Below are 16,049 nucleotides of genomic sequence, written 5' to 3'. Positions count from 1 at the left end.
CAGACGCGACAAGGGGGGACAATGGCGACCGAGAGACTGATCTACATAAACCACGCCTGGATGACCCAATACCGGGGACCGAAGGGAGACAAGGCCGAAGGGAACTTCGGTTTCCTAAAGACGAATGACATCGCGCACGAGTCTTGGAACTTCGATCCGATCAAGGGCAAGGTCTATGGTTATGTCCCTCGTTCTGCCGAGATCGAGATTTCGAGACTTGGAGCGCAAAGAAGCGAAGCTGCGATCGACGGCGTCACTGTGGTCTGGATTGCTCGCAACCCCCGCACCAAGAAGACAGTCATCATCGGATGGTATCGGAACGCGCGTATCCACCGGAACGCCGAGCATCGTCGTCTCGAACGCTCGTCGGGCTTCGAAGTCGGGTATCAGATAGAAGCGCCAGCTGCCGACGCGGTACTGTTGCCAATCGACGCCAGAGCATACGTCATTCCGACGGCGAAAGAGCCTGGTAACTTGGGGCAAAGCCCGGTCTGGTACGGCAAAGGAGAGGCCTTCAACGCGGACGTCGCTGAATACATCGCCCGAGGCGGGCGACGTGCTAAACGACCGGCCAAATCCCCAAGGCAGACAGACCCCGAGTTACGCCGCAAGGTGGAGCAGGCCGCGATCAACCATGCGATCGCGTACTTCGAGTCAGACGAAGGAGGCGCTCATCGGGTGGATTCCGTCGAGAAAGACGGCGTCGGTTGGGACCTTGAAGCATTCGCTGAAGGCGGAGGCTGCCTCAAAGTCGAGGTCAAAGGACTTTCTGGGAAAGACCTCATCGTCGAGCTGACGCCGAACGAGTACGCGAAAATGCGCTCGCCTGAACACCGGATGGACTACATTATCTACGTCGTTCCCGAGGCCCTGTCGGTGAAGCCGAAGGCTTACATCTTTCGGCACGATGCAATCCTGTCGAAGGGAAATGATCTGGTCTGGCTGACTGACGACGGGCAACGTCTAAGGGTTGAGCCTATAATCGCGGCCCGTCTTTCTATCGCCTGACAAAGACACACCGTACCGGGTGAAGAACTCGGAAGTGAGAAGAACTAAATGAAAGACTTCGATTTGAACAAAGGTAAGCTCGGGTACGCCGAAACTGTTGACCCTATAGGTCGCTCGACCTGGTCAGGGGACCGGGGGGATGCCAAGTGACCGTTTGGGATTATTGGAATGAGACCGCTGCAGCGAAAGACAATCTCCGGCTACTGGTTCCCGGTAGGGGATGGGTTACCTATGGAAATCGCGAGGATAACGATGGAAAGGTCGTTGAACGCGGCAGCAAGGAAGGAATAGACAGCGCACTCATCAATGCCTTATCTGCGTCAAATTTCTCCACGTTGACCGGAGCAGGTGCTTCTCTGTGCGCGCGCAACGCTGCCGGGCAGCCACAGGCTCCTTCGATGCGAGATTTGTGGGACGCAGTCGAGGCGGCCGTGGGACAGCTGGTATTTGCCGCCGTCTGTGCGCGATTTCCGAATGCCACCATCGGTCAGAATATCGAGAAGCTCCTGAGCCTTTGCAAGGTTTATCTGGAACTCAATGATGCTGCGGACGACAACAATCAGGACGTCACCGCAGTCAAGGACTTCGTTGCTCAAGCGGAGTCTTGCATTCTTGAGAAAGTCGATTTCGTCAGCCAGAGCACCACTTTGGTAGCGCATGAAGCCTACGTCAGGAAGATCGGTCGTCGTGGCTTTCGCAAGACCCGGGCGAAGCTCTTTACGACAAATTATGACCTGACAATTGAGGAGGCGGCGCGCCGGCTGCGCTTCACCATCATAGACGGCTTCTCGCATTCACTGGACCAGGTCTATGATCGGCAGCACTTTGAACTGGACATTGTTCGGCGCGACGCGACCAAGGACGCCCCCGACTACATTCCCAACGTCTTCCAACTTTACAAGCTACACGGTTCGACAGACTGGCGTCGCGTCGACGTCGAGGTTTTGCGATCCCGAGACAATACCAAAGGCAGGCCGGTCCTCATCTACCCGCGATCCAGCAAATACCAAGAGGCATTCGAGCCGCCCTATCTCGACATGATGGGTGCCTTTCAGACAGCGCTGCGCGAACCCGACACCGCGCTCGTGGTTGCAGGCTTTGGTTTCAACGATGACCACATCAGCCGCCCCATCCTTTCCGCCCTCGAATCCAATCTGTCGCTGCGACTGATCATTTGCGATCCTGGCTTCATTCTCTCTGAGGCCGATCTACGTGGGGCACGTCCCGAAGGCCCGACTCGTGCCATTCCGACCGGTGATCCCCATAGCAATTCGTTCTTGTCGAAGATTATGTCGCTTGCCGTTAGCGGCGACCCCCGCGTCCACCTCATCAACGGACGATTTGAAGACCTCGCGGCAGCGATGCCAGACCTGATTGGAGAGACCGATAGAGAGCGGCACGCAGAGCGCGTCAAGGCGCTACGCGATCCGGGGCTATGACAATGGTAACGAGGAGCCCAGTTGATCCTGACAAATACATAGGCACTGTCACTCTGGTAAATGCCAGCCAGGTCCAGGCCAATCTTCCTCTTGCAAGTGCCCAGCCAGAAAGACGCGCTCTTTCTCGGGGAGCAGTCGGCGATTTCGTGTTCATCGATTGCGAACGTGTCAAACTATTGGGGCGGATTACGGAAGTTAGAATTCCAGACGCCGAGCGCCTGTCTGTCGAACCCCGCCTCGGCGCTCCGGTCACGCCAAATCCTATCGGACGCATTCAGTTGCTCTCAACTGTTACCGATGGCGATACAAAGCTTGCGCGCGGCATCAACACCTATCCCAAGATTGGAGACGGGGTCTTCCTCGCGAGTGCCGACATTCTCGCACAAATGATCGGTAAGAGCGCCACCAAAGCGGGTGAAATCAACGTTCCTGTCGGCATGATCGAGGCCGGTGGCCAAGGAGTCACAATCGAATTGCCACCGGAAAAACTATTCGGTCGTCACTGTGGCATCTTCGGTGCCACAGGCGGTGGAAAGAGTTGGACGATCGCCGGCCTTATAGAGCAGATTAAGGCACAGAGCGGGAAAGCGATCATCTTTGATCCGACCGGCGAGTTTTGCGACATGGCGAGTGTAGACACGGTCTTCGCGTTCGAAGCCGATGTCCCTCACACGCAGCATGTTCATTTCCCCTATACCGAAACCACCGAGGACGACCTTTTTTCGTTATTTCGACCGTCAGGGCAGAGCCAAGGGCCGAAGCTCCGCGACGCCATTAAGAGTCTGAAACTCGTACGTGCTGTCGAACATGCAATTCCCGCCGGATTGCATGTCCAGAATGGCGTTCTGGAGAAGGCCAATCGGCCGCGTGGCCCATTCTTCGGCGCACTCCAGGCCAACGCCGCCGCTCTCCACACTACGAAATGCGATTTTGACATCACGAATTTGTCCGAGCAGATCAAGCAGGAGTGCGTGTGGGGCAATGCCACGAACAATCCGGCGAACTTTGGCGGGACAGACAACAACGCCGCCAGCTACTGTGAATCGCTTTCCTCTCGTATAGCGACGCTGATCAATTCTCGTGAGCTGGAATGCCTGTTCCAAACGCATGGCACCTCACTTGTCGATGAAGTCGATAGCTTTCTGGATGACAACGAACGCGATGTCGCCCTGATATCGTTTAAGGAAGTCAGGTTCGAGCACAGTACGCGCGAACTGCTGTTAAACATTATTGGGCGATATCTTCTCGGCCTCGCTCGCGAAGGCCGCTTTAGGGATACCCCGATCATCGTTTTTCTGGACGAAGCGCATCAATTCCTTGGCCGGACGATCGGCGATGAGTACGGGAGCGTCCGTCTCGATTCATTTGGCTTGATCGCCAAAGAGGGGCGCAAATATGGCCTGACAACCGTGCTGGCCACGCAGCGCCCGCGCGACATTCCCCAAGATGTATTGAGCCAGCTCGGCACGCTGATCGTTCATCGCCTGACGAACGAACAGGACCGCAGCACAGTCGAACATGCCTGTGGCGACCTCGACCGTGCCGCCACTCAGTTCATTCCAATGCTAGCTCCCGGCGAAGCGATCATCATCGGCCCGGATTTGCCCACACCTTTGCCATTGCGCATTCTACGCCCCAAATCACCGCCGGATTCGAAGGGACCCCAATTTCAGTCTCATTGGAAAGAGCGTCATCAGCAACGCTTCGCACAAGCGGGACCGGTGAATGCAGGCGATGACTGGTAGGCACTACTACAGACTTGCCGCCGGTGAAATTCGGCTCAACTCTTCTCTTGTAGTCACTTAATTCCGAGTGACCTTCGGTTGCCAGCCATGCGCGTGTGAACACGCGCAGCAGGCCAAGGGGGCGAGGCCCCCTGTGGAACCCCCAGGAGAGGCACAGCGATGAAAGATTCATCGATACGGTTCAGGATTTCGGAGGCAGAGAAGGGCCGCATTGAAGAATTAAGTCAACGGATCGGCAGTCCTGTTTCTGAAATTCTGCGCCGAGCTGCAGCCGACGCCGTTCGCGGCGAGGTCCCGGGCAACAGACTTCGACGAGCCTGCGCTGATGTCCGCCGTTCCGCGAATCGTCTGCTCGACGTCATGAATTCAACGCCGATCGATGTTCGCCATCTCCGTGGCGAAGTCGCGGCTTTACGGACAGCAGCGCAAGAGCTGGTCCAATGCAAATGATAATCAAAGGGCTGCGCATTCGTTCAAAATCGGGCATCAATCGCCTTATTCGGCACCTCAGGAATGGCGACGACAACGAGTCGATCGCGTTTCTCCGAGGCACTGCGTCGGATATTCAGGACATGCACAGCGACGCCCTCGCCAAGGGGGCGGCCTATTCCGTGCGGCACTGGATTGTTGCGCCGCACACGACCATCGACAGGCCGCAGATGCGACAAGTCCTCGATATGATCGCCAAGGAGTTCGAGTTCGACGTAGACCGTGCTGTCGTGGTTGAACATCGCAAGAGACGCTCCACCCAAGACGCTACCGACCTTCATTGGCATGTGCTCGTCGGCGAAGTGGACCCGGTGACCAGTTGTGTCCTGAAATCTTCGTTTGATCGGGTGGTGCACGAGCTGGTGGCAAGAGCGAGCGAATATGCATTTGGCCATCCGTTCCTCGCAGGCAAACACACCCATACGGTCATCAAGGGTCTACGCAAGCGAGGAATGACTTGTGCTGCCGATGCTCTGGAGCGGACATTGCTTCTAATGCCCCCTATCCAAGCGGAGGCGTTCACTCATGCTCAACATCAGGAGAAAAAGCGTCTTGGATTAGACCTGCCCGCACTGCGTCAGATCGTAAGAGACGCTGTGAGTGACGCGACTTCGCGAGCCGGTCTTGTAGAGGCGCTATCGGCTGCGGGATTGGAGGTCAAGCCAGGGGACAAGCCGGGAACTTGGATCGTCGTAAACACTGCCGACGGCATCCTGGTAGGCGCACTGCATAGGCTGGCAAGCCGACGGAAGTCAGAGGTCAATATGCTGATGGAACCCGATGTTTCGACTTTGCCGGTCCAGAAGCCGCCGACCAGCAAGGACCATTCGATTTCACAGGAACTCAAAGAAAGCAGGGCTCTAAATTTCATTGTTCCGCTGCATCCGGCGCAGCCTGAGCGGCCTGCCAGTGCGAGGTCCTCGTTTGCCCAAATAGCAGAGGAACTCACCGTTATGGAAAACAAGGCATCTAATGACCTATTGACGTCGTTTCCGGTTTTCAAACCTACGCCGGCGGTTAAACGGATAAAGGAAGAACTTAGAGATGCGAACGGGAAGCTGAAGGCTACACGGGACCGTCGTTGGGACATCCACGAACAGCTCTCGAAAGCGCCCCGTGTGCAATGGTGGTGTTATGCCATCGGATTGGCGGCCCGCCGCCGCCGGAGAATACAAGACCTCGAACGGGCATTGGTCGTCGCCGAGAAGGAAAAGCAGCGGCTGCAAATAAGCGTCTCAGGAAGGGAGTCAGCGCTAAACCGAGAAGAAACGCGGGCCAAGGAGCTTCATGCCGAGCAGGTCCGAGTTGTGAGCCGGAGGCATAATAGCGCTCGTGAAATCCTAGAGCGCATCGACCGAATTCGAACCATGATCAGCGAAGACCCGGCGTTGGCCGACAAGGGTGTCGCTCATCTCATGTCGGTCGCGGAAATGAAGCTGGGAAGGTGGACATCACCGGAGCAATTTACAGACCCCGTGTCCGCCAAGCGGCCGTGAGTAAGGTGCCGCGCCGGCTGACAGTGCGTTGTTCACTAGAACGGTGACCACAGTTTCCTATGGTTACCTCCTAGTCGTAGTAAAGTGCGTCAGTAATCTCCTGCTGATTTTTAAGTTTTTGATTTTTCAATGAATTATTTGTTGCAACACACTGGCTTTGGACTCACCATTTTCTCATGAACCCGCATGGCGGCAGAGAACATGGAAATTGACTCGATAAAAAATGAAGACACGGGGACTGGCAAGAACTCGTCCCGTCCCGGGGGGGCGCGAAACCAGATCAGCAAGGCCGACATTGCACGTCTGGCAGATATTGCGAAGCGTGAGCAGGTCGTGGTGGAGATGGAGTTCGGCGGACGTATTGTTCGAGTGTCTCCGATGCCGCTGGGCGACTATGGTGGTGTTTTGCATACCAGACGCGGAGGAGTTGTGCTATGAGCGTATCCATGCCCAGAAAACTACCTCTCCATGTCGCTAAAGAAGTCACAAGGCACGGCAAGATCGTCTTCTATTTCCGAATCGGAAAGGGCGAGCGTATTCGGCTGCCCGGAATTCCCGGTTCTAAGGAATTTAAGAAGGCATATCAGGCAGCTCTGATCGGCCAGAGGATCGAACACGTCGAGACGACGACCATCGCCCGGTCACTACAATGGCTCGTTCAGCAGTACATGGAGAGCGCCGAGTGGAGTGGGCTGAGTGTTGCCACTCGGAAGCAGCGCGGTCTCTTCTACAGACAAGTTACTGACGCCAGTGGAAAAGTGGATTGCAGGGCGGTCACAAAGGCCGACGTTCAGAATGCCATGGAACGAAGGAAGTCGACGCCAGCACTCGCAAACAATTTCAAGAAGTCGCTGTCGGCTCTGTTCAAATGGGGCATGGATCACAGCCACGTTAGCGTTGACCCCACGGCGGGTGTGAAGCGGCTGAAAACGCTAAACACCGACGGCTTTCCCATTTGGACACTCGAAGACATCAATAATTTCACGAAGCACTGGCCGTTGGGAACCCGTGAGCGTTTGGCATTCGAGCTTATCGTGGCGTCGGGTCTACGGCGATCCGACGCCGTCCGCGCCGGCCGTCAGCATCTGACCGACGACGTCTTGAAGATCAAAACGCAGAAAACGAACACTCAGGTGACGGTCGAGTTCTCACCACGAATTCTGGACCTAATTGAGCAGACCCAAACTGGGGATTTTGCGTTCATTGTTGGTAAGAAAGGCCTTCCCCTGACAAAGGAGTCCTTTGGGAACTGGTTTCGCGACACTTGCCGAGCCGCCGGAGTCGAAAAAAGTGCCCATGGACTGCGAAAATTTAGCGCCACACTCGCGGCAGAAGCAGGTGCAACGAGCCACCAGCTCATGGCGCAGTTCGGCTGGGTCAATGTTAAGCAAGCCGAAGTCTACACCAAGGGAGCCGATAGGGAGGTCCTCGGGAAGGCGTCTTCGCGACTTGTCGAGGAACAAATCAGGACTAAATTTTCCCCGCACCTAATTTCCGGTGAGGGAAATAAGACGAAAAACTCATTGAAATCAAGCGGATAAAAAGTGAGTGGTGGGCCCGGAGGGACTCGAACCCCCAACCAAGCGGTTATGAGCCGCCGGCTCTAACCATTGAGCTACAGGCCCGCAACGGAACATGTCCGGTGCCCGCCGGCCAATGGCAGACGGCGGGTGGATTGGCTCTAGCGGAAAACTGTTTTTCCCACAAGACACCGCCGCAATCCCTACACAATCAATGCCCAAGAAGAGAGCCAGGGACAGAACACAACCGGAGAGAACTTAATCCATGATATCCTACTCCTTTCCCCGCAGCCTCAGGACCGCCGTTCTTGCGGCTGCTTTTGCGGGTATGGCCGGTGCTTCGGCGCTGGCGCAGGACAATGCGCCGCGTGAAGCCGTGATCACCGTCTCGGGCGAAGGCCGTTCCAGCATCGCGCCCGACATGGCGATCCTGTCCTTCAGCGTCGTCAAGGATGCCAAGACCGCCAGGGAAGCGCTCGATGCCAACAACAAGGCCATGGCGGACGTGCTGAACGCGCTGAAGAGCGGTGGCATCGCCGACCGCGACCTTCAAACGTCCGGCTTTGCGGTCAATCCGCAATACCAGTATCCGGACAACAGCGACGGCGGCAATCGTCCGGCCGTGCTGACCGGCTACCAGGTCGCCAATTCGCTGACGATCACCGTTCGCGACCTTGCCAGGCTCGGCGACATCATCGACCAGTCGGTGACACTCGGCGTCAACCAGGGTGGCTCCATCCAGTTTACCAACGACAAGCCCGAAGCTGTCATCACCGAGGCCCGCAAGTCGGCGGTGACCGATGCCGTCGCCAAGGCCAAGGTGCTTTCGGAAGCCGCCGGCGTTTCGCTCGGCCGTATCGTCGAAATTTCAGAGAACTCATCCCGGCCGGAACCGATGCCGATGATGCGCAGCATGGCCAAGGAATATGCCGCCGATGCCGTACCGATCGCGACGGGAGAGAACAGCTATAACGTCACCGTCAACGTGACCTTCGCGATCAAGCAATAATAGCGCACCACGGATCGCCGTGGATGCTGCGGAATGAAAAATTGAAACCCGCTTCGGCGGGTTTTCTTTTGTCGGGAGACGGTAACACAGCGCTCCATCCATCCACGACATACGAAACGCCCCCCGCGACAGGATCACGAGGGGCGACACTTTCCGTCGGCCGGGGGAGACAAGACGGAAGGTATTCCGGATGACGAAACCGGATCAGCGGCCAATCAGCGGGCAGCCGCGTGCATTGGCGAAGACGACCCGGCGGTAGTCACCCCAGCGGCGGCCTTCGACGACGACGCGACGCGGCGAGACATCGACGACACGGGCGCGGCGCAGACCATGGGCGCGGGCTTTGTCCTGGGCGAGCCAGGGATCGCAGCGGCCGCGACGTTCATGGCCCCAACCGCCGTGGCGACGACCGGAATTGTAATGGCGTTCGCGGTTCCAGTCGCGTTCGTCGCCGTAGCGCTTGCCGTCGCGGTACTGGACATCGACCAGACCACCGGAATGGATGCCGAAGGTCAGCGTGTCGGCGGCGGCCGGTGCCAGCGTGGCGCCAAAGCCCGTGAGGCCGATGAAACCGGCCAGCATCAGTTTTGAAAGGATATGTCTCATGACTGTTTCTCCCGTTGATCTCAGCATCCGCCCGTTCAAGTCTGCCGGGCATTGAGATCACACTAGATCCGGGTGGCTGAACGGAAACGGAATCCGTCGTTCATCCGAGGTTCACGGCGATCCGGAATCGCTTCAGGGAGCGAGCGCCTTTTCGAAGACGCGGATGTTGCGGTAGTGGCTGAGCCTTGTGACGGAGCCGTTTTCGAACTCGAAGACGAAGATGCTGGGGATCGAATAGGATTGGCCGCTCGCTTCCGGGAATCCCGGCATGGTCTCGCGGTAATGGCCGCGCGCGGTGACATCGACGGCGACCCGCTGGCCAAAGGCGTCGTGCATCAGCACCATGTCGCTGAAGCGTTCGTCGAAATGGCGGAAATAGCTCATGACGTTCATGCGCAACGGGCCGGCGCCGATGGTCCGCTGGCCGGTCAGCGTATCAAGCGCCACGTCCTCGTCGAGAAACGAGCCGATCGTCTCGAAATCCCGCTCGTTCAGAGCTTCGATGAAGCGGCTGGCAATGGTCTGCGCGTCGGTCAATGATCTTCCCCCCTGCCTGTCGAACCGGCAACCAAGCGCACCGGTGAACCATAACGCCAAAGCTCTGATTTTGTTCCCCGAATGACGGTCGAAGCGCTGGCGCAGTTCAACCTCGACGAGACTGCACCCCGCAATGCCCGCTTGTCCAGAGCAAAGGTTTTGCCGATGGCTCAGCCTCCGAGATGCAGGACGATCTCGCGGCGATGCGGGCGGTCGCGATGCTCGAACAGATAGAGCCCCTGCCAGGTGCCGAGCATCAGGCGGCCCTCGCCGACGGGAATGCCGATCGAGACCTGCGTCAGCGCCGCCTTGATATGGGCGGGCATGTCGTCCGGCCCCTCCGCCGTATGGACGATCCAGCGCATCGACGGATCGTCCGAGTGCGGCACCAGGCGCTTGAAGAACTGGTCGAGATCGCGCTTTACATCCGGATCGGCATTTTCCTGAATGAGCAGCGAACAGGACGTGTGGCGCACGAAGACCGTCAAGAGCCCCTCCTCCATGCCGGTTCTGGCGACGAAATGCGCGGCCTGATCGGTGAATTCATAGATGCCGGCACCACGGGTGGACAGGTTGATGATCGTCTGGGGCATGGGGTTCCTTCAGCGATTTATGCCGCCCAACCATGTCACAATTCGAGGAAGCTTTTGAAGCCTCCATAGATCATCCGCTTGCCATCGAAGGGCATGGCCCAGTTGTCCATGCTGAGGCGCGGATCGGCCATGACCTTGGCGTTGATCGCGTCGCGTTCCTCGCGGGAGGGATAGGTGATCCAGGAAAAGATCACCAGTTCGTCGTCCGTCGCCTTGACGGCGCGCGGGAAGGAGGTGAGCTCGCCATAGGGCACGTCGTCGCCAATGCATTCGACATAGGACAGCGCGCCATGTTCCTTCCAGACCGCGCCCGCCGTGCGGGCCATATCCTTGTAGGCCTCGATATTGTCCTTCGGGACGGCAACGATGAAACCATCGACATAGGGCATTTCGGATCTCCTCCACGATAACCGATGGTCGGGAAGATGGCGCGGCTGGCCGATGCGTCAACCCGTGGGCTTGAGAAAAGGGTTCAGTGTTTCGAGCGAACAGAGGTCGGCATGAAGCCATTCCTCGTCCCGCGACGGGAGGAAGGCTTTCGCCTCCGGCGGACGAATGGGGCGATCGAAAAATATGTCGCGGGAGGAACGCCAGTAGATGATGAATGCCTGCAGCCAATCGTCGTCGGTATTGGCGATGCAGAGCGGCAACCAGACCGGAAATGTCTTGCCGGGATGGAGTTCACTCGGAACTTCGCGCCGCTTCAGCTTGCCAATGCAGTACCCGGCTCGCGCGCATCGGCGCAGACGGCAGAAGGACGGCATCTCCAGGCACGCGGCGGCATCGCGCGACAGGATGACAAAGTAGTCGAACCGCATCGGCGGTTCGGGAGATGGAAATCTGGCAACCGGTGCCGGCTCGGCAACGGCTTCTGGCTCGAAAATCGATTCTGGCATGGAAACGCACCTTTCCCTTCACGCGGCGGCTTTTTCGCCCGTGGCTTGAGACATTTTCAGGTCTGCCGGGCAAGGACGCGGCAGGTTCGGCCGGGACACATCGTGTGCCTGGTGAGTAGAAAAACAGATGACACGCGATGTGCCCCGTTTCGGTGTCTTTTGCCGCGCTTCTCAGGTTCTTCTGCGCTTCCATTTGTCAGGTGGAAGCCTCCAATGCCCCGGCCCGCTGCTTATCCGCTGGGCCTTTCAATCTGGCGGGGTTGGCCCTGGACCCTTGGACGGCAGAACCGTCCGGCGGCGTGAACCGCCCGTGGCGTGGCTACCCGGCACGCCCGGTTCATTAACGAACCGGAGGAGAACCGCCTTTCACGCAGCCCCGGGGATCTTGCGCGCGTTCCGCCAGACCATCCGGGCACCGGCCCCGCCTCGCCGGCAACGCTTTCCGGTGTATCCGTGACGGGACGAGAGGATTGTGGCACGGGTTATGGGGGCGGGAATGAACGGGGATTTTGATTTTGACGCGCAGATCCCCTCACCAACAAAATCTAACACTTAGCCTTTGGCTAAGATGTTGATTTGTATCCTCTCCCACTGAGAGAGGAAAAGGCGCCCAACCTGCGAGCGCAAATGCATCCCCGTTTTGCAACATATTGACGTGTTCCGGCGAGGCTTTCGCGTCATCTCTAACGCGCGGTACTGCATGACCCGGCACTACCCTCTCCTCCTCCTGTGCTCGTCACAGGAATTCAGCCACGCGACGTCTGTCGCGTGGAAGACTCTCTCAGCAGACGTGGAGCTTTCTCACCGCGCGGACGCGCGGTTGCTGGATTCCTGTGACGAGCACAGGTGGTTTTGGATGCCGCACAACAAGCGAACATCCTTTCAACAATCAGAAGCCGAATCTGTCGCAACGCGGCTTTGCCATTGCCGTAGGTCCGGACCTTCAGTACTCCCGCCGACAAAAATTCATCCAAATGGTTGACTATTAAAAAATCACCCGTATATTCATCCAAATGGTTGAATTGATGAAATGTCTGATCAGCACCATCAACCAGACCGAAAATCGAACCAGACAAAGGAGACAACCATGACCGATCAAAGCTTCACCACGGCCTTTACCGTCGAGCAGACGCCGGACGCCGCCTTCGCCGCCATCAACAATGTGCGCGGCTGGTGGTCGGAGGATATCAGCGGGCCGACGGACCAGGTGGGACAGGCGTTCAAGTATCGCTTCCACGATATCCATCGCTGCGAAATCCAGGTGACGGAACTGGTGCCCGGCAAACGGGTCGCCTGGCTGGTGCTCGACAACTATTTCAACTTCACCCGGGACGATACCGAGTGGACGGGCACGCAGATCGTCTTCGACATCGCCCGCAAGGACGGGTTGACAGAAGTGCGCGTCACGCATCTGGGCCTCGTGCCCGAATATGAATGCTACGACGCCTGCACCAATGGCTGGACCACCTATGTCAATGGCAGCCTGCGCGACCTGATCATGACCGGCAAGGGTCAGCCGAATGTCGGCGAACCGATGAACGAGACCGAGCGGGCGCTCGCCTCCTGAACCATTGGGACAGCAAACCAGCGTCCGGTCGAACAGCCTGAGCGAAACCGCATCGGGACGCTTCGCGACGGTTGAAAACATCGAGTATTCGTGAAAACTTAACTATCGGCTATCAGGGCGATCGCATATGAAACAGTCCCCTCCCCACCCCTCGCCGTAAGGAAAGGGCAATCGCATTTGGTCGCGCGGCGGCCTCTGTCGTCCCCTCTCCCCGCCTGCGGGGAGAGGGCCAGGGTGAGGGGCAAGGCTTTCGTCCGACAATGCCGAGGTGAAGCCCCTCATCCGCCCTTCGGGAACCTTCTCCCCGCCTGCGGGGAGAAGGAAGGAACAAGCCGCCGGTTCTCGTTTCAAATGACGGACCGGTCGACAGGTTAAGCGCCTCCTCCTTGTGAGCAGGGGTTGGGGAGAGGATTTTCCAGATGCAACGGTCCTCCCCCGGAACAGAGAGCCGGCTCCAGGGACGAAGCCGACACATGACAGGATCATCGACGGCCTCGTGCATGGCCATCAAAACGGAGTTGCAGCATGTCCACTTCGTCCTATCGCTGGGTGATCGTCGCTGCTGGCGGCCTGCTTGGCTGTCTTGCCATCGGCGCGATGTTTTCGTTGCCCGTGTTTCTCCTGCCGATTTCGCGCGATACCGGCTGGTCGGTGACCGGCGTTTCCAGCGCCATGACGATCGGCTTCCTGGCAATGGCGGCGGGCAGCATGGTCTGGGGCAGCCTGTCGGACCGCTGGGGCGCGCGGCCGATCGCGGTCGCGGGCTCGGCGATCCTGGCGGGCGGCCTGTTCCTGACCAGCCGGGCGACATCGCTTCTCGAATTCCAGCTGATGTTCGGCCTCGTGGTCGGCGGCGCCACGGCGGCGATCTTCGCGCCGCTGATGGCCTGCGTGACCGGCTGGTTCGACACCCATCGCAGCCTTGCCGTTTCGCTGGTCTCGGCCGGCATGGGCATGGCGCCGATCACCATGTCGCCGCTCGCGGCCTGGCTCGTCACCACCCATGACTGGCGGACATCGCTGCAGATCATCGCCGTTCTCGTTGCCGCCGTGATGATCCCCGTATCACTGCTCATCCGTCCAGCGCCGGCACTGCAGAGCGCGACCGCGACCGTTGCAGACAATGGCGGGCCGCAATCCTCGATGACGGTCGGACAGGTGGTCCGGTCGCCGCAATTCATCATCCTGCTGCTCACCAACTTCTTCTGCTGCGCCACCCATTCCGGACCGATCTTCCATACGGTGAGTTACGCGATCAGCTGCGGCATTCCGATGATTGCCGCGGTGACCATCTACAGCGTCGAGGGACTGGCCGGCATGGGCGGGCGGATCGCCTTCGGCCTGCTCGGCGACAAGTTCGGCGCCAAGCGCATCCTCGTTTTCGGGCTTTTGGCACAAGCGTTCGGGGCGCTTGCCTATTTCTTCGTGCGTGAACTCAGCACCTTTTATGCGGTCGCCGCTTTGTTCGGCTTTATCTATGCGGGCGTGATGCCGCTCTATGCGGTGCTGGCGCGTGAAAACTTTCCGCTGAGGATGATGGGGACGGTGATCGGTGGCACGGCCATGGCCGGAAGCCTCGGCATGGCGACCGGACCGGTGACCGGCGGGCTGATCTACGACACGTTCGCGAGCTATGGCTGGCTCTATATCAGCGCCTGGGCGATCGGCATCGGCGCCTTCCTGATCGCCATGACATTCAAGCCCTTCCCGCAGACACAGATGCAGCCTGAGCTGGCGCCGGCGCGCGGCTAAGGGGCGACGGCAAGAAGAAAGCTTAGCGGAACGCCACTTCCAGGTTTTGACGATCCTGCGCGATGACCTGGCAGCGGGTTTCGAAGCCCTCGCCTTTGATGATCAGCACGAATTCCGCGGGGATGCCAGCGGAATTGGAAACCGAAAGACCGGCGCTATCGGTGCCAAGCGAACGGACGGTGCAGTCGACGGTCGAGCGGCGGTCGTTGAAAACGATCGAGCCGGCCTTCAGCACCCGACGGCGGGAGCCGGTCGGGAGCGAACTCCAAGACACGCAGCGATCGCGGCCGCGATGCTTGGCCTGATACATGGCGGCATCCGCCTGAGCAAGCAGGGTCTCGATATCCTTGCTGACGATCGACAGTGTCGAGACGCCGAAGCTGGCCGTGACATCCAGAGCGCCGAAACCGCCGCGCACAGGATGGGACGAAATCGCCGTCCTGAGCTTTTCGGCGACGGCCATGGCGCCATCCCGATCAACATGCGGCAGGAGAATGGCAAATTCCTCGCCGCCGAGACGCCCGAAGAGATCACCGATCCTTAAGACCCCCTTACAGATCGAGGCGACGGCCTTCAGCACGTCGTCGCCGGCGGCATGGCCATGGGTGTCGTTGACCCGCTTGAAATGGTCGATGTCGAGCGCGATGCAGGACAGATCTTGCTGGTGGCGCAACGCCAGCGAAATCAGCTGATCGGCCTCCTGCCGGAAAGCGCGCCGGGTCAGACCCTCGGTCAGGCTATCGGTCGCCGCCGACTGCAGCAGCATGATCCGGTCCATGGCGACGCCGGCAAGTTCGGTGAGGATCGACAGGTCCTTCGCGCTGAACGATCGCGTCCGGCGATCGATGGCGCAGACGGTGCCGATCACATGGCCTTCCTTCGTCTTCAGCGGCACGCCGGCATAGAAACGGATGTGGGTTTCGCCGGTGACGGCGGGATTGTGCGCGAAGCGTGGGTCTTTGGTGGCATCCTCGACCAGGATCGGTTGTTCGATATCGAGCACATAACGGCAGAACGTATCCTCGCGCGGAACCTCGTCCACGGCCATGCCGGAGCAGGCCTTGTACCATTGCCGGTGCGCATCGATCAGCGAGACGATGCCGATATCGACGGTGAAGATTTCCTTGATCAGCCGAACGACACGCTCAAGGCCTTCGTCGCGGGGCGTATCGAGGAGGTCGAGGCTTTCAAGCGCCGCCAGCCTGTCGGCCTCGCGTTGCATCATGTCCGCCGACGATTTCCCGAACGCTCTTGCCAGCGCCATTCGCACATCCTCCTCAAGCGGCCACGCAATGATGCTTTTCAAATATTAATGAAAGCTTGATTTCAGGCTATGCGAACTGACCCTCGGTAGCCAGGAACAGCCGCAGATACAAGGACATCCGCGAATGT

The 16,049-nt window shown here is 58.7% G+C and carries 16 protein-coding genes and 1 tRNA gene; 10 read left to right on the top strand and 7 right to left on the bottom strand.

The genetic code is table 11. The annotated features are described in order from the left end of the window. Nucleotides 1-21 precede the first annotated feature (21 nt). From ACST81_RS09980 to ACST81_RS09950, 7 genes are all read left to right on the top strand, one after another. Nucleotides 22-1,008, top strand: a complete 987-nt coding sequence (locus ACST81_RS09980; protein WP_438752895.1) for a DUF3883 domain-containing protein — start codon at nucleotides 22-24, stop codon at nucleotides 1,006-1,008. A 146-nt stretch (nucleotides 1,009-1,154) separates the two neighbouring features. Next, nucleotides 1,155-2,447, top strand: a complete 1,293-nt coding sequence (locus tag ACST81_RS09975) for an SIR2 family protein (protein ID WP_438752893.1) — start codon at nucleotides 1,155-1,157, stop codon at nucleotides 2,445-2,447. A 2-nt stretch (nucleotides 2,448-2,449) separates the two neighbouring features. Next, entirely contained in the window at nucleotides 2,450-4,192 is a 1,743-nt protein-coding gene (locus ACST81_RS09970) for an ATP-binding protein (RefSeq protein WP_438752892.1), read from the top strand. Nucleotides 4,193-4,351: 159 nt separating this feature from the next. Continuing rightward, complete coding sequence (locus ACST81_RS09965; protein WP_438752890.1) at nucleotides 4,352-4,642, top strand: ribbon-helix-helix protein, CopG family; 291 nt, start codon at nucleotides 4,352-4,354, stop codon at nucleotides 4,640-4,642. Next, a complete protein-coding gene (locus tag ACST81_RS09960) occupies nucleotides 4,633-6,177 on the top strand; it encodes a hypothetical protein (RefSeq protein WP_438752888.1) in 1,545 nt (514 codons plus the stop codon). Before ACST81_RS09965 ends, ACST81_RS09960 begins: the two co-directional genes overlap by 10 nt. Before the next feature lie 186 nt (nucleotides 6,178-6,363). After that, nucleotides 6,364-6,615, top strand: a complete 252-nt coding sequence (locus tag ACST81_RS09955; protein WP_438752887.1) for a hypothetical protein — start codon at nucleotides 6,364-6,366, stop codon at nucleotides 6,613-6,615. Beyond that, nucleotides 6,612-7,718 (top strand): tyrosine-type recombinase/integrase, encoded by a 1,107-nt coding sequence (locus ACST81_RS09950; RefSeq protein ID WP_438752885.1) that lies wholly within the window; start codon nucleotides 6,612-6,614, stop codon nucleotides 7,716-7,718. Before ACST81_RS09955 ends, ACST81_RS09950 begins: the two co-directional genes overlap by 4 nt. A gap of 8 nt (nucleotides 7,719-7,726) precedes the next feature. On the opposite strand, the gene ACST81_RS09945 is transcribed toward ACST81_RS09950, so the two are convergent. Then, nucleotides 7,727-7,802, bottom strand: a tRNA-Ile gene (locus tag ACST81_RS09945). 160 nt (nucleotides 7,803-7,962) lie between these two features. Here ACST81_RS09945 and ACST81_RS09940 point away from each other — a divergent pair. Then, entirely contained in the window at nucleotides 7,963-8,706 is a 744-nt protein-coding gene (locus tag ACST81_RS09940; RefSeq protein ID WP_438752883.1) for an SIMPL domain-containing protein, read from the top strand. Nucleotides 8,707-8,910: 204 nt separating this feature from the next. Here ACST81_RS09940 and ACST81_RS09935 read toward each other — a convergent pair whose 3' ends face one another. From ACST81_RS09935 to ACST81_RS09915, 5 genes are all read right to left on the bottom strand, one after another. Then, nucleotides 8,911-9,312, bottom strand: a complete 402-nt coding sequence (locus ACST81_RS09935) for a hypothetical protein (protein ID WP_438752882.1) — start codon at nucleotides 9,310-9,312, stop codon at nucleotides 8,911-8,913. 132 nt (nucleotides 9,313-9,444) lie between these two features. Further along, nucleotides 9,445-9,849: a ketosteroid isomerase-related protein gene (locus ACST81_RS09930; RefSeq protein WP_438752880.1), complete on the bottom strand. Its 405-nt coding sequence runs from the start codon at nucleotides 9,847-9,849 to the stop codon at nucleotides 9,445-9,447. A 170-nt stretch (nucleotides 9,850-10,019) separates the two neighbouring features. Then, complete coding sequence (locus tag ACST81_RS09925) at nucleotides 10,020-10,442, bottom strand: secondary thiamine-phosphate synthase enzyme YjbQ (protein WP_438752877.1); 423 nt, start codon at nucleotides 10,440-10,442, stop codon at nucleotides 10,020-10,022. A 35-nt stretch (nucleotides 10,443-10,477) separates the two neighbouring features. Beyond that, nucleotides 10,478-10,831, bottom strand: a complete 354-nt coding sequence (locus ACST81_RS09920; RefSeq protein WP_438752875.1) for a DUF1428 domain-containing protein — start codon at nucleotides 10,829-10,831, stop codon at nucleotides 10,478-10,480. 57 nt (nucleotides 10,832-10,888) lie between these two features. Next, on the bottom strand, nucleotides 10,889-11,338 hold the full coding sequence (locus ACST81_RS09915; protein ID WP_438752872.1) for a hypothetical protein: 450 nt from the start codon (nucleotides 11,336-11,338) through the stop codon (nucleotides 10,889-10,891). Between the two features lie 1,087 nt (nucleotides 11,339-12,425). Between ACST81_RS09915 and ACST81_RS09910 the strand changes: the two genes are divergently transcribed. Then, entirely contained in the window at nucleotides 12,426-12,905 is a 480-nt protein-coding gene (locus tag ACST81_RS09910) for an SRPBCC family protein (RefSeq protein ID WP_438752870.1), read from the top strand. A gap of 525 nt (nucleotides 12,906-13,430) precedes the next feature. Further along, the gene (locus ACST81_RS09905) at nucleotides 13,431-14,657 is read left to right on the top strand and encodes an MFS transporter (RefSeq protein ID WP_438752867.1); all 1,227 of its coding nucleotides are present in this window, start codon (nucleotides 13,431-13,433) and stop codon (nucleotides 14,655-14,657) included. Between the two features lie 22 nt (nucleotides 14,658-14,679). Here the strand turns inward: ACST81_RS09905 and ACST81_RS09900 are convergent, their stop codons facing one another. Next, nucleotides 14,680-15,921, bottom strand: coding sequence for a diguanylate cyclase (locus ACST81_RS09900; RefSeq protein WP_438752865.1), 1,242 nt, complete (start codon nucleotides 15,919-15,921; stop codon nucleotides 14,680-14,682). Nucleotides 15,922-16,049: the final 128 nt, after the last annotated feature.

This window comes from Pararhizobium sp. O133 (assembly GCF_051669845.1).
Classification (GTDB): domain Bacteria; phylum Pseudomonadota; class Alphaproteobacteria; order Rhizobiales; family Rhizobiaceae; genus Pararhizobium.
The sequence above is the reverse complement of the archived record's forward strand: the minus strand, read 5'-3'. Positions and strand labels throughout refer to the sequence as shown.

Bases quoted from the DNA above. Each gene is read 5' to 3' on its own strand.
- ACST81_RS09980 (WP_438752895.1), top strand. From the start codon at position 22: ATGGCGACCGAGAGACTGATCTACATAAACCACGCCTGGATGACCCAA.
- ACST81_RS09970 (WP_438752892.1), top strand. From the start codon at position 2,450: ATGGTAACGAGGAGCCCAGTTGATCCTGACAAATACATAGGCACTGTC.
- ACST81_RS09965 (WP_438752890.1), top strand. From the start codon at position 4,352: ATGAAAGATTCATCGATACGGTTCAGGATTTCGGAGGCAGAGAAGGGC.
- ACST81_RS09960 (WP_438752888.1), top strand. From the start codon at position 4,633: ATGCAAATGATAATCAAAGGGCTGCGCATTCGTTCAAAATCGGGCATC.
- ACST81_RS09955 (WP_438752887.1), top strand. From the start codon at position 6,364: ATGGCGGCAGAGAACATGGAAATTGACTCGATAAAAAATGAAGACACG.
- ACST81_RS09950 (WP_438752885.1), top strand. From the start codon at position 6,612: ATGAGCGTATCCATGCCCAGAAAACTACCTCTCCATGTCGCTAAAGAA.
- ACST81_RS09940 (WP_438752883.1), top strand. From the start codon at position 7,963: ATGATATCCTACTCCTTTCCCCGCAGCCTCAGGACCGCCGTTCTTGCG.
- ACST81_RS09935 (WP_438752882.1), bottom strand. From the start codon at position 9,312: ATGAGACATATCCTTTCAAAACTGATGCTGGCCGGTTTCATCGGCCTC.
- ACST81_RS09925 (WP_438752877.1), bottom strand. From the start codon at position 10,442: ATGCCCCAGACGATCATCAACCTGTCCACCCGTGGTGCCGGCATCTAT.
- ACST81_RS09920 (WP_438752875.1), bottom strand. From the start codon at position 10,831: ATGCCCTATGTCGATGGTTTCATCGTTGCCGTCCCGAAGGACAATATC.
- ACST81_RS09915 (WP_438752872.1), bottom strand. From the start codon at position 11,338: ATGCCAGAATCGATTTTCGAGCCAGAAGCCGTTGCCGAGCCGGCACCG.
- ACST81_RS09910 (WP_438752870.1), top strand. From the start codon at position 12,426: ATGACCGATCAAAGCTTCACCACGGCCTTTACCGTCGAGCAGACGCCG.
- ACST81_RS09905 (WP_438752867.1), top strand. From the start codon at position 13,431: ATGTCCACTTCGTCCTATCGCTGGGTGATCGTCGCTGCTGGCGGCCTG.
- ACST81_RS09900 (WP_438752865.1), bottom strand. From the start codon at position 15,921: ATGGCGCTGGCAAGAGCGTTCGGGAAATCGTCGGCGGACATGATGCAA.